10 protein-coding genes are annotated in these 12,280 nt (G+C 62.1%); 7 read left to right on the forward strand and 3 right to left on the reverse strand.

Features of this window, described 5'->3' with window-relative positions:
* Genes ASE71_RS28310 through ASE71_RS28340 form a run of 7 tightly spaced genes read left to right on the forward strand, consistent with a single transcriptional unit; the run spans position 1 to position 7,875 of the window.
* A complete protein-coding gene (locus ASE71_RS28310) occupies positions 1-1,545 on the forward strand; it encodes a hydantoinase/oxoprolinase N-terminal domain-containing protein (RefSeq protein ID WP_060521264.1) in 1,545 nt (514 codons plus the stop codon).
* Complete coding sequence (locus ASE71_RS28315) at positions 1,542-2,663, forward strand: DUF917 domain-containing protein (protein ID WP_060521265.1); 1,122 nt, start codon at positions 1,542-1,544, stop codon at positions 2,661-2,663. The genes ASE71_RS28310 and ASE71_RS28315 overlap by 4 nt, the downstream gene beginning before the upstream one ends.
* A gap of 36 nt (positions 2,664-2,699) precedes the next feature.
* Positions 2,700-4,265 (forward strand): ABC transporter substrate-binding protein, encoded by a 1,566-nt coding sequence (locus ASE71_RS28320; RefSeq protein ID WP_060521266.1) that lies wholly within the window; start codon positions 2,700-2,702, stop codon positions 4,263-4,265.
* A 17-nt stretch (positions 4,266-4,282) separates the two neighbouring features.
* Positions 4,283-5,305 (forward strand): ABC transporter permease, encoded by a 1,023-nt coding sequence (locus tag ASE71_RS28325; protein WP_060521267.1) that lies wholly within the window; start codon positions 4,283-4,285, stop codon positions 5,303-5,305.
* Entirely contained in the window at positions 5,302-6,141 is an 840-nt protein-coding gene (locus tag ASE71_RS28330) for an ABC transporter permease (RefSeq protein WP_060521268.1), read from the forward strand. The genes ASE71_RS28325 and ASE71_RS28330 overlap by 4 nt, the downstream gene beginning before the upstream one ends.
* Positions 6,128-7,081, forward strand: coding sequence for an ABC transporter ATP-binding protein (locus ASE71_RS36050; RefSeq protein ID WP_060521269.1), 954 nt, complete (start codon positions 6,128-6,130; stop codon positions 7,079-7,081). The genes ASE71_RS28330 and ASE71_RS36050 overlap by 14 nt, the downstream gene beginning before the upstream one ends.
* Complete coding sequence (locus ASE71_RS28340) at positions 7,078-7,875, forward strand: ABC transporter ATP-binding protein (protein WP_060521270.1); 798 nt, start codon at positions 7,078-7,080, stop codon at positions 7,873-7,875. The genes ASE71_RS36050 and ASE71_RS28340 overlap by 4 nt, the downstream gene beginning before the upstream one ends.
* A 220-nt stretch (positions 7,876-8,095) precedes the next feature.
* Here the strand turns inward: ASE71_RS28340 and ASE71_RS36055 are convergent, their stop codons facing one another.
* From ASE71_RS36055 to ASE71_RS28355, 3 genes are all read right to left on the reverse strand, one after another.
* Positions 8,096-8,434 (reverse strand): hypothetical protein, encoded by a 339-nt coding sequence (locus ASE71_RS36055; protein WP_146243009.1) that lies wholly within the window; start codon positions 8,432-8,434, stop codon positions 8,096-8,098.
* 138 nt (positions 8,435-8,572) lie between these two features.
* Positions 8,573-11,191, reverse strand: a complete 2,619-nt coding sequence (acnA, locus tag ASE71_RS28350; RefSeq protein ID WP_060521272.1) for an aconitate hydratase AcnA — start codon at positions 11,189-11,191, stop codon at positions 8,573-8,575.
* Positions 11,192-11,335: 144 nt separating this feature from the next.
* Positions 11,336-12,220 (reverse strand): GntR family transcriptional regulator, encoded by an 885-nt coding sequence (locus ASE71_RS28355; RefSeq protein ID WP_060521273.1) that lies wholly within the window; start codon positions 12,218-12,220, stop codon positions 11,336-11,338.
* Positions 12,221-12,280 lie beyond the last annotated feature (60 nt).

The following is a 12,280-nucleotide window of genomic DNA, read 5'->3' on the forward strand; positions in this document are numbered from 1 at the left end:
ATGCTTCGTATCGGAGTGGATGTTGGCGGCACCAACACGGACGCGGCGCTGCTGCGCGGCGCCGAGGTCCTGGCCACGGTGAAATCCTCTACCACCGCGGACGTGACATCGGGCGTCAGCGCGGCGATCCGCACCGTTCTGGCCGAAGCAGGCGTTGCTGCCGGCGCGGTCAACGCGGTAATGATCGGCACCACACACTTCCTCAATGCGATCGTCGAGGGTCGGCATCTTGAAAAGGTGGGCATTCTGCGCCTTTGCGGTGCGGCGACGCGCTCCCTGCCACCCATGATCGACTGGCCGGATACACTTCGCCCCGTCGTCGACGGGGGTGCCGCTCTGGTTGGCGGCGGCGTCAATTACGATGGTTCTGAGATTGCCCCGCTCGACGACGTGGCGATCCGCGCGGCATGCCGCGATTGGCGGGCGCGCGGCATCTCCGCCGTCGCGATCTGCTCGGTCTTTGCCCTGGTCGATCCGAAAATGGAAAACGACGCGGCGGAAATCGTTGCCGAGGAAATGCCCGGCGTGGCAATCAGCCTGTCGCACCGCGTCGGTCGCACCGGCCTCCTGCCCCGCGAAAATGCCACCATCCTCAATGCGAGCCTCCATACGCTCGGACGCGAGACGGTCGGCGCCTTCCGCGCGGCATTTGCCGCGCTCGGCCTCACCTGCCCGCTCTACCTGACGCAGAACGACGGCACGCTGATGGCGGCCGAGTTCGCCGAGCGCTATCCGGTCTTCACGATCGCGTCCGGACCGACCAACTCCATGCGTGGTGCGGCCTTCCTGACCGGGCTATCCGACGCAGCGGTCATCGACATCGGCGGCACCACCACGGATATCGGCATGCTGGTCGCCGGTTTCCCGCGCACCCGCAGCGAGGGCGCGGAGATCGGCGGCGTGCCGACTAACTTCCGTGTTCCGGACGTCTACTCTTTCGGGCTCGGCGGCGGCAGCATCATACGCCCCGGTTCGTCTTCGACGATCGGCCCGGATTCGGTCGGATTTCGCTTGCCGGAAAAGGCTCTCTGCTTCGGCGGGGACACGCTGACGGCCACCGACGTCGCCGTTGCTGCCGGCCATGTCGACCTTGGCGAGCGCGACCGCCTCAGCCGCATCACGCCGGAATTTGCCCAACAGATGCTGGCGCAGATGAAAGCCAGCATCGAAACGGTGCTGGACCGCATGAAGCCGAGCGCCGATCCGATCCCCGCCATTCTTGTCGGCGGCGGCTCAGTGCTGGTCGAGGGCCTGCTGGAGGGAACCTCCGTTTCGCTGAAGCCGGATCATTTCGGCTCGGCCAACGCCATCGGCGCGGCAATTGCCCAGGTCTCCGGCGAGGTGGACAGCGTGGTTTCGCTGGAAGGCACCACCCGGGAACGCGCACTGGAATCCATCGTCGCTGAGGCACGGGCGCGCGCCGTCGAGGCCGGCGCCGACGCCGAGACGACCACCCTTGCCGAAATCGAAGAAACGCCGCTGGCGTACCTGCCCGGCAATGCCGTTCGCGTCGCCGCGAAAGTGATAGGGGAGTTGCGGGCATGAAGTACTGGACGCTCAGCGAAGCGGATATCGATCGCATCGCCATCGGCTGCGGGATTCTCGGAACCGGCGGTGGCGGCAGCACCTACCATGGCCTTCTGCGCGCCAAGGCGCTCCTGCGCGAAGGCAAGCGCATTCGCATGGTGCGCCCCGCCGACATGGCACCGGATGCGCAGATCCTGGGTATCGGCGGCATCGGCGCCCCGACGGTGGGCATCGAAAAGATCCCGGAAGGCAGCGAGGGCGTCCGGCTATTGAACGCGCTCGAACGGCATCTCGGCCGCAAGGTCGATGCGGTGCTCGGTGACGAGGTCGGTGGCGGCAACGGCATTGCGCCGATGCTGACGGCAGCGATGGTCGATCTGCCTGTCGTCGATGCCGACGGCATGGGCCGGGCCTTCCCCGAAGTGCAAATGACGACCTTCTTCATCCACGGCCAGGCGGTGCAGCCGGCGGCCCTTGCCGACGCCGACGGCAACGTGCTCGTCGTCACCGACGCGACGACGCCGAAGATGCTGGAGAAGCTGTTACGCGCCAGCACCATTGCCATGGGATGCACCGCGCTGATGACGACTGCGCCGATGTCCGGTGAATTCGTCCGCCGTTTCGGCGTGCCCCACACCACCAGCCAGGCGTGGAGCCTCGGAGACGCCGTCATGAACGCGCGCGCGGCCAATGAGGACCCGGTCGAGGCCATATTGAAGCAGTCCGGTGGTGTACGGCTGATGCGCGGCAAGGTGACCGATATCAGCCGCCGCGTCATGGCGGGCTTCACCCGCGGCAAGCTCACGGTTGCGGGCCTGGATGCCGACGCAGGCCGGACACTCACCGTCGACATCCAGAACGAATATCTGATCGCGCGCGAAGGCGAAGAGATCATCACCATGGTGCCGGACCTGATCTGCATCGTGGATTCGGAAACCGGCCGGGCGATCGGCACGGAAGAGCTGCGCTACGGCCTGCGCATCGACGTGTTGTCCATGCCTGCACCGGTGCTGCTGCGCAGCGAGATCGCGCTCGCCTCCGTCGGCCCGCGTGCCTTTGGTTACGATTTCGACTTTGTGCCGATGGGCGTGTCTGCGGATGCGCCTGCCGTACCCCATTACAAAGAAGACGCCTAAGCGTCCGCCCCTCCAGAACTCGATTGGGAGCCCGACATGAACCGCCGCAATTTCTTGAAAACCGCCGCCCTCACCGCTCTCGCCACAGCCGCCGCATCGCATTGGAATTTTGCGATGGCCGAGGGTACCAGCAGCATCTTCACGCTCGCCTATCCGACGAGCTTTCCGGACCTTGACCCGGCTACCTCGTTTTCCAACGACGGCGCGGTGCTTGCCAATGTCTACGAAGGGCTGACGCGCTACATTCCCGCGACCGACAAGGCCGAAGCCAAAATCGAGCCCCTGCTCGCAACCTCCTGGGACGTGAGCGCAGACGGCAAGACCTGGACGTTCACCCTGCGCGATGGCGTGAAGTTCCATGACGGCAGCCCGCTGACGTCGCAGGCGGTCAAGGGCTCGATCGAGCGGACCAAGAAGATCGGTGGTGGCGCGTCCTTCATCTGGGGGCCGGTTGCGTCCATCGAAACACCGGAGCCACTAAAGGTGGTGTTCCTGCTCTCCGAGCCGCAGCCACTCGACCTCATCGCGTCGGCCGGCTTTGCCGCCTGGATCTACGCGCCTTCCTCGCACGACAAGGAAGCGTCCTGGTTCAACACCGGCAACGATGCAGGGACCGGGGCGTTCAAGATTTCGCGCTACGAGCCCGGCCAGCGCGCTGTCCTCGACCGCGTCGAAGGTTATTGGGGCAAGGTGCCGGACGGCGCTTTCCAGACGATCTCCTTCGAAATCGTCGAGGATGCGACGCTCGCCCAGAACATGATCGAGAGCGGCCAGGCCGACTGGACCTACAGCCTCCCTTACGAGAATCTGGAGGCGTTGAAGTCCAATCCCGACCTGAACGTGGTCGTGAACCCTTCTTTCGAAACGCTGTTCGGCCTCTACAACGTCAAGCGTGCGCCGCTCGACAAGGTCAAGGTGCGTCAGGCCCTGTCGCTCGCCTTTCCCTATGACGACGTGATCTCGGCGGGCACGAGCGGCTTCGGCACCCGCGCCAAGGGTGTCGTCCCGGCCGGTATCTGGGGCCACGATGCCAACGCGCCGATCCCGAAGACCGATCTGGAAGCAGCCAAGGCATTGCTTGCCGAAGAGGGCATCGAGCCGGGCCTGGAACTGGTCATGACCTATTCCACGTCCCAGGCGATCGAGGCGGTGGCAGGCGAGCTCTGGAAGGCCAACCTGGAGACGCTCGGCATCACCCTGAAACTCCAGCCGATGGCATGGGAAGCGCAATGGCAGCTCGGCAAATCGAACCCCGAGGCGGCGCAGGACATTTTCGTCATGTTCTGGTGGCCGACCTTCGTCACCCCCTACGACTACCTCTTCAACCTGTTCCACAGCGAAGAGAAGCCGAACTTCAATCTCGGCTACTATTCCAATGCCGAGGTGGACACCAAGATCGATGAAGCGGCCAAGCTCTCGGGCACGGACCGCCCGCGCGCCGAGGCGCTGTTTATCGAGGCGCAGCGCAAGATCATCGAGGATGCTGCAGCGATCTTCATGCTCGACCAGCCGAACGTCCATATCATCCGCGCTGACATCAAGGGCTACGCCGACAATCCGGCCTATGGTCACATCGCCTTCGTCAACGATCTGAGCCGGTAGGGCACGCGGGGGGTCTGATGGAACTTCTACGCTACATCCTGCGCCGCACGTTTCTCTCCGCCTTCGTGTTGGTGGGCGTGACCTTCCTGGTCTTCGTGGTGGCACAGGTCGTTCCGTCGGACCCCGCATCGCTCTATGCGGGCCCGCGTCCCACGGCCGAGCAAATCGAAAAGGCGCGCCAGGAACTCAATCTGGACGCGCCTCTCCCTGCCCGTTTCGCGACGTTCGCCGGCGCCATGGCGTCCGCCGATTTCGGCATATCCTACAAGTCCAGGCGTCTCATCGCGGAGGATCTCCGCGCCTATCTTCCGGCCACTCTCGAGCTCGCCATCTTTTCGACCGGCCTTGCGCTCCTGATTGGCATTCCGTTCGGCGTCATTGCTGCCGCGCGGCAAGGCGGCTGGGCAGACCGGCTCTGCAGTTTCGGCTCGATCGCCGCCGTCGCAATGCCGACCTTTTTCCTGGCGATGATCCTGCAGCTCATCTTTGCGCAATGGCTGGGCATCCTCCCGCTCTCCGGGCGACTTTCCAGAGAGATCGCGATTTCGGCGCCGCTGCCGATGGTGACCGGCTTCAACCTGATCGACGCACTCATCGCCGGGCGCCTTGAGGCATTCGGCAACGCACTGACGCACCTCATCCTGCCGGCATTGACACTCGCGTCCTATCCTGCCGGCGTCGCCATGCGATTGACCCGCTCGGCCATGATCGAAATCCTCGAGCGCCGGCATATCGTTGCTGCCCGCGCACTTGGGCTTTCCGAACCACGCATCCTCTTCGGTCACGCGCTGCCGAATGCCATGGGCCCCGCACTGACGGTGATCGGCCTTTCCTTCGCCTATGCCCTGACCGGCGCGGTGCTCATCGAGATTATCTTCGCCTGGCCGGGTCTTGGCCGTTACGTATCCGAAGCGATCCTTGCCAAGGACTTTCCGGTCATCGCCGCCGTCACCATGGTCGTGACCATCTGTTACGTCGTGATGAACCTTTTAATCGACATCACTCAGGCCCTTGTCGACCCGCGGGTGGCGCTGTCATGAAAAAGCTTGTCAAACGCCTCGGCTGGCCTGGCACCTTCGCACTGGCTGTCATTCTCATCTTCGTGCTCGTTGCGCTCCTCGCACCGTGGATCGCGCCCTATCCCCTGCAGGGGGCCGGCGGGCCTAATGTCGCCGCCAAGCTTTCACCGCCCTCTGCCGACTACTGGTTGGGGACCGATCATCTCGGCCGGGACATTCTGAGCCGCATCGTCTACGGGACGCGGGTATCCCTGACGAACGGCATGCTGATCGTCGCCTTCTCCTTGCTGATCGGGCTGCCGATCGGTCTTGCCGCCGGCTACTTCGGCGGGTGGATCGATGAAGCGCTGATGCGCGGTACCGACGTCTTCCTCGCCTTCCCGGCGCTCTTGCTGGCGGTGCTGATGGCCGCAGCCCTCGGCCCAGGCTTTCTCAACAGCGTCATCGCCGTCGCCGTCACCTGGTGGCCCTGGTATGCGCGACTCGCCCGTGCGGAGGTGTTGGTGTTGCGTGGCCAGCCCTATGTCGAGGCGGCACAGCTCTCCGGCGTCTCGCATTGGCGCATCATCCTGCGCCACATCCTGCCGGCAACCGGCAGGCCGCTGACGGTGCAGGCAGCCCTCGATGTCGGACCAGCGCTTCTGACCGCCGCCGCTCTCTCCTTCCTCGGCCTTGGCGTATTGCCGCCGACTGCCGACTGGGGCCAGATGGTCGACGCTGGAAGAAAGTTCTTCCCCGCGCGCTGGTGGTATTCTGCGATGCCGGGCCTGACCATCTTCGCTATCGCGCTCGCCTTCAGCGTGCTCGGCGATGCGCTTCGTGATCGCAAGGGAGGGACTGGCCGTGCCTCTGCTTGATATCCGCAATCTTTCGGTCAGCATCCCGACATCGGAAGGTGACGTTCACGCGGTGCGTGCCGTCAGCCTCGAGATCGAGCGCGGCGAGATCCACGGCGTGATCGGTGAGTCCGGCTGCGGCAAGACCATGACCGGGATGGCCGCACTTGGCCTTGCGCCGAAGGGTGCCCTCATCGTTGCCGATCGGTTCCATTTCGACGGCGAGGATCTTCGCGAGCGGGCCACGCAACTGCGTGGTCGGCGCATCGGCATGATCGCCCAGGATCCCGCAGCCGCCCTCAATCCCGTGCTCAGCATCGCCAGGCAAATGGACGACGTGATCCGCGCCCATCGGGACCTGTCGCATCGGGGCCGGCGCACCGAGGCGATTGAACTTCTGGCCGCAACCGGGCTGCCTGACCCGGAGAGAGTGCTCCGTAGCTATCCACACCAGCTTTCGGGCGGCATGCAGCAGCGTGTGGTCATCGCGCAGGCGCTGGCGACCGGCGCCGAGTTCCTCATTGCCGACGAGCCGACCACTGCGCTGGACGTCTCGGTCGGTGCTCAAGTCCTGGCATTGCTACGCAAGCTGGTAACGGAGCGCGGGCTCACCGTGTTGATGATCACCCACGACATGGACGTCATTGCAGAGGCCTGCGATCGCGCCACCGTGCTCTATGCAGGTCGCTCGGTCGAGACCGGCCCGGTCGACGCCGTGCTGCAAAGTCCCGGGCATCCCTACACCCGGGCCTTGCTCGCCGCACTTCCGGACGCCGCGCCGCTTGGCGCACGGCTGGCGGCCATCGAGGGCTCGATACCGCCGCCGCGCTCGGCGATAGCCGGCTGCGCCTTCGCCTCGCGCTGTCCCCAGGCACTCCAGCAGTGCGCAGCCACGCCACCGCCGGGGCGCAACCGGGCCGCACATCGCTGGCTATGCCATTTGCCGGAGGACGCTGCATGACCACGGCCCCGATACTCGACGTCGACAACCTCGTCATCCGCTACCACGCCGGCCTCTTCGCGACACGGCCAAAACCCGCGGTCAACGGTGCGAGCTTCCGTTTGGCCAGAGGCGAGACCCTCGGGATCGTCGGCGAAAGCGGATCTGGCAAGACAAGCCTCCTGCGCGCCATCCTTCGGCTTCTTCCGGTGGAAAGCGGGCAGATCCGGCTTGAAGGACAGGACTGGCTGGCGCTGAAGGGCAGCGCTCTGCGTCGGGAACGCCAGAAGATCGGGGTCGTGCTGCAGAACCCGTTCCTGTCGCTGAGCCCGAGATTGGCGATCGCCGATATCCTGGCCGAGCCAATCCTGGCGCAAGGCGGCCGACAGGACGCCGCGATGCGCGACAAGATCGCGGGCCTTTTGTCAGACTGCGGGTTGCCGGCCGATTTTCTCGATCGCCGCGCAGGCGAACTCTCCGGTGGGCAGGCACAGCGCGTGGCGATCGCCCGCGCACTGGCTCTGGAACCGAGCCTTCTCATCCTCGACGAACCGACATCGGCGCTCGACGTCTCGGTACAGGCACAGATCCTCAATCTGCTTTCGGATCTCAAGGAAAGCCGCGGGCTGTCGATGCTGTTCGTCACCCATAACCTGAAGGTCGTCGCACATGTCTCCGACGCGCTTCTGGTCATGCGGCGCGGCGACGTCATCGAGTTCGGAAAAACCAAGGACGTCATCGCGGCCTCGGCCGATCCCTATACGCGCGAACTGCTTTCCTTCGGGCGCCGCGAAAGACTTGTCGAGATCTCCTGACGGCGGCGACCAATGTCCTTGATGTCGATCTTGTTTCGGAGCGCCGGCGGGCGGGCTCTGTTGCGACCGCGCAGATAGCGCCCATGCGCGAGCGAGAAGACGCGCAAGGACCCGATGTTTCGGACGGACGAGGTCGGAAGATTTTCGGAATTTCAACGTCATCCTTACCGATCGGGAAGTATCGGCCTCTGAAACGTAAATTCACCCCGATCGGGAAGTTTTAGGAAGTCGCGGCTTTCTCTGAGAGGGCCGAGTAGAGACCTTGCGAAGACACCACGTACTGGATCGCCGCAAGCAGGATCGCGACCGCAACGATCACACCGATACGCAAAGTTCTTTGAGCGACGGCTTCCTGATCCTGCATCGTCAACCTGGTTGAACAACAGGTGTATTCGACGATTGGAGAATGGCCGGTGAATTCGAGGACGTCGCGGCCCTGCACATCGAAGTCGACGATACGATCGACGCCTTGCGTGTTACCTGCTTGCCTGCTTGGCCAGCTCAGACGAACGTATTTGCGCCGGCTCCGCCACTTAAGATGTCGGTGAAATCGCCGCATGAAAGGATATCGTCGACCTCGCCGCCAAAAAGCTGATTGCTCCGCGAGCCTATGAAAGCGGTCGGTCTGCTCATCAAATAACGTCCGGAACCGACAACGCACACCTGCCCGCACAACGCAAATGTCGATTCTAGCGCCCTAGATCGTACCGCGTTGGGATTCGACCAAGTTCTTCAGCATCAGCGGCAGAATTCCACCCGCCTTCAACGTATCGACCTCAGCGGCCGTCTCGATCGCCGCGACCGCTTTGAACGTGGTAGCCTCGCCCCTGTACCGTTTAATGGCAATGTCGATCGGACAACGCGGCGAGATCAGGCCTGCGTTGGCATTTATTTCGATGAGGTCACCTGACTTTAGAGCGAGATCATCTGGTCCCAAACCCTCCGGCAGTCTCATTGGCAGAATGCCCATCCCGATAAGATTGGAACGGTGAATCCTTTCGAAGCTTACAGCCAAGACCGCGCGGGCGCCGAGGAGGGATGCTCCCTTGGCTGCCCAATCTCGCGAGGAACCCATTCCATAACGCTCGCCAGCGACAATCACGACGGACTGCCTGCTCTCGGCATAGCGATTTGCGGCGCACCAGAGCGGGAGGACTTCACCTGAGGGCGCATGGATCGTCGATCCTGGTGGGATCTCGCTGCCCAAAAGATTTTGAACAGTCCGGTTTGTATACAAGCCCCGAACCATCGCTTCCCAGTTGCCCCGCCGCGAAGCATGAACATTAAGGTCGGTCGGGACTTCCCCTCGCTCGATGAGATATCGGCCGGTTTCACTCTGAGCCCGGATCGCCCCGGCTGGCGAGATATGGTCCGTCGTGATGTCGTCACCGACAACGATCAGCGGATGCGCATCATACGTGCCGAGTAAGCTGCCTTTTCCGAAGCCTGCGAACGGCGGCCTGCGGATGTAGGTCGACGTCTCGTCCCATGGAAACAATGTCGTCGCCGGCGCCTCGAGTTCGCGCCAAGCCTTGCTGGCCTCCGCTTCGTCATAAGCTGGCTTGAAATCAACCGCATCGGAGGCAAGCGCAACTGCTTCGTCAATCTCCTTGCTCGTCGGCCACAACATCGACAGTGTCACGGCCCGCCCATCGGCCGTGTATCCGATCGGATCCCTCAAAATATTCAGCTCGACGGTTCCAGCCAGCGCAAATGCGACGACAAGTGGAGGAGACGCGAGGAAACCTGCCTCAAGCTGCGGGTGCACGCGACCAGGGAAATTCCGATTGCCCGAGAGAATGGCGACCGGAAGGATTCCTCGATCCTTCATCGCGACGGCGATCGGTTCGGTCAATGGTCCGGAATTGCCGATACAGGTCGTGCAACCGTAACCGACGATTCCGAAACCGACCGCTTCGAGATCCTCTAACAACCCGGACCGCTGGAGGTATCGTTCCGCCGTGGGCGATCCCGGCGCGAGCGATGTCTTCACCCAAGGCGCCGGATGAAGACCAAACGACCGCGCCTTTCGTGCCAGCAAGCCTGCCGCGATCACGAGTCGCGGATCGGACGTGTTGGTACAGCTTGTAATGGCCGCGATGGCAACCGCCCCATCGTTTGGTTCTGAGGGGTCGGCACTTGCGACCGCTCCGCGCTTCATCGAAGAAATCGCGGCAACCGTTTCTCCAACCGATATCCTGTCCTGAGGGCGCGTGGGACCGGCAAGGCTGGGTTCGATCGCCGAAAGGTCGATCTCGACGACGTGTGTGTAGCGGGGATTGTCGTCCGGATTGAACCAAAGCCCGACGCGCTTGGTATATGCTTCTACCAGCTCCACTTGCTCAGAAGTCCGACCAGTTGTCCGAAGATAATCAAGCGTACGGTCGTCGATCGGAAAGTATCCGGAATTACCGCCAAACTCCGGTGTCATGTTAGCGACCACAGACCGATCGCCGGCCGTCAGTGCCGCCACGCCGGGGCCGAAGAATTCTACGTATTTGTCCTGAAGATCGATCTTTCGAAGGATATGCGTCACCGTCAACGCCAAATCCGTCGCAAGCACCCCATCGCCAAGATGACCGGTCAGCCGGACCCCAACCACATCCGGTACCCGGAGCGAGACAGGCATCCCAAAGAAGACGCTTTCTGCTTCCAGGCCGCCGACACCCCATGCAAGGACGCCAATGCCGTTGATCATCGGCGTATGACTGTCCGTACCGATCAACGTGTCGGGCGCGGCCCAGCGACAACCGTCTTTCTCGATCGTCGAGACGACCGTCGCGAGGCGCTCGAGATTGAGCGTGTGCATAATGCCGGTACCGGGCGGATGAACGCGGAACCCGGTCAGCGTATTCGTCGCCCACTTCATGAAGCGATACCGTTCGGCATTGCGCTCGAACTCGCGTTTCATGTTGAGTTCAAGCGACGCAGAGCCACCAAAGGCATCTACAGCCAAGGAGTGGTCCGTGGAGACGTCCACCGGGACAACCGGATTGAGAAGCGCCGGATCATGTCCCGCCTCCGCAAGAGCCGAGCGCATTCCCGCGATATCCACGAGTGCAGGACCGCAAGTGGTATCGTGCATCATGACACGATTGGGAAGAAACGGGATCTCCAGCTCGCTCGAACCCTTTGCGAGCCAGTTGATGATCGCAGCCTTGGCCCGCGCATCATCTTTGCCTGCTGTACGCAGAACATTCTCCAACAGGATACGATGGATGTATGGAAGCGACCGAAGCTGATGCCCAGCCTCTGCTGGCAGGTCGATGATGTCGTATACAACTTCGTTGACCGTGAATTTTGATATCGTGCTCATCCTTAGTCTCTCATCGCATTTCTGTGTTCGGAGCGAAAAACTTCAGGCTCACGGGAGCGAGGTCGATCCAGAAAATTCCATCTTATGATAATAAAATGTAATTCAAGTGTGACCGCATTGTTTCGCGCCTGGAATTCCCTGTTTTTACACTTGCGGTGTCTTGATCCTGCTGGCGCCCATGATGTGGGTGTAAAGGAAGGCGGCCGCTTCTGATCGTCGATCACTCTCGAGAAGATCAAGGATGTGCAGATGCTCTGCCGTCTGTTTCGGCAGGCGGCTGCGATCAATGGTGATCTGGTACTCCAGAAGGCGTCGCAATCTGTTGATGCGCTTTATCGCGTCGAGGAAGAATTCGTTTCCGGAGCACGCGACAAGCATTTCGTGAAAGTCATTGTTGGCTTTGAAGATCTCGGCCCGCGACCAATGTTCGTATCCGCCATTTCCAAGTTCCGTCTGTGTCTCTCGCGCCCTGCGAAAACCGTCCGCATCCGATTGGAACGTCGGCAGCAGCATCGCCTGCTGCTCAATCACGGCACGGAACACATATCCTTCCTCGTAGCTCTTCTTCGACATAAGGGTCTGCTTGAACGACCAACCGTTGCCGGGAAGGCGCTCGATCCATCCTTCGTCGGCGATCCGGTGAAGGATCTTCAAAAGTCTGGTTCTTGGCACCCCGTAGATCCGCATCAATTCATTCTCACTGACGCGCTCGGCAAACCTCCCGGACAGACGATCGTCCGCGATCCTGAGATAGATCGCATCGTCACCTTTGGTAGCTTTGCCATTTTCGGGCTCAAGATCGTCGATTGCCTCGCCGTTCACCGCGAGAAAATAGCCGCGGTTCGGCTCGGCTCGTACGATGCCCCTCTCTTCCAGCTTTTGAAGAGCGCTCATGATCGGAGCACGGGACACACGAAAATTGTCGGCCAGCATCTGTAGAGGCAGATGATCTCCCTTTCGCATCGCGTTGGACTTCACGAACTCGATAATGTCCGTGCTGATCCGGGGTGAGAGACTGTTCCTGGCCATACCTTTTCCGTGCGTCCTGTTCTTTCAGTTCGAATTGCCACAGTGATGTGCGCCGCCCGG

This window comes from Ensifer sp. Root954, assembly GCF_001429005.1.
GTDB classification, from domain to species: Bacteria; Pseudomonadota; Alphaproteobacteria; order Rhizobiales; family Rhizobiaceae; genus Ensifer; species Ensifer adhaerens.

Coding starts and splice junctions, on each gene's coding strand:
- ASE71_RS28310 (WP_060521264.1), top strand. CDS start 1: ATGCTTCGTATCGGAGTGGATGTTGGCGGCACCAACACGGACGCGGCG.
- ASE71_RS28315 (WP_060521265.1), top strand. CDS start 1,542: ATGAAGTACTGGACGCTCAGCGAAGCGGATATCGATCGCATCGCCATC.
- ASE71_RS28320 (WP_060521266.1), top strand. CDS start 2,700: ATGAACCGCCGCAATTTCTTGAAAACCGCCGCCCTCACCGCTCTCGCC.
- ASE71_RS28325 (WP_060521267.1), top strand. CDS start 4,283: ATGGAACTTCTACGCTACATCCTGCGCCGCACGTTTCTCTCCGCCTTC.
- ASE71_RS28330 (WP_060521268.1), top strand. CDS start 5,302: ATGAAAAAGCTTGTCAAACGCCTCGGCTGGCCTGGCACCTTCGCACTG.
- ASE71_RS28340 (WP_060521270.1), top strand. CDS start 7,078: ATGACCACGGCCCCGATACTCGACGTCGACAACCTCGTCATCCGCTAC.
- ASE71_RS36055 (WP_146243009.1), bottom strand. CDS start 8,434: ATGCGGCGATTTCACCGACATCTTAAGTGGCGGAGCCGGCGCAAATAC.
- acnA (WP_060521272.1), bottom strand. CDS start 11,191: ATGAGCACGATATCAAAATTCACGGTCAACGAAGTTGTATACGACATC.
- ASE71_RS28355 (WP_060521273.1), bottom strand. CDS start 12,220: ATGGCCAGGAACAGTCTCTCACCCCGGATCAGCACGGACATTATCGAG.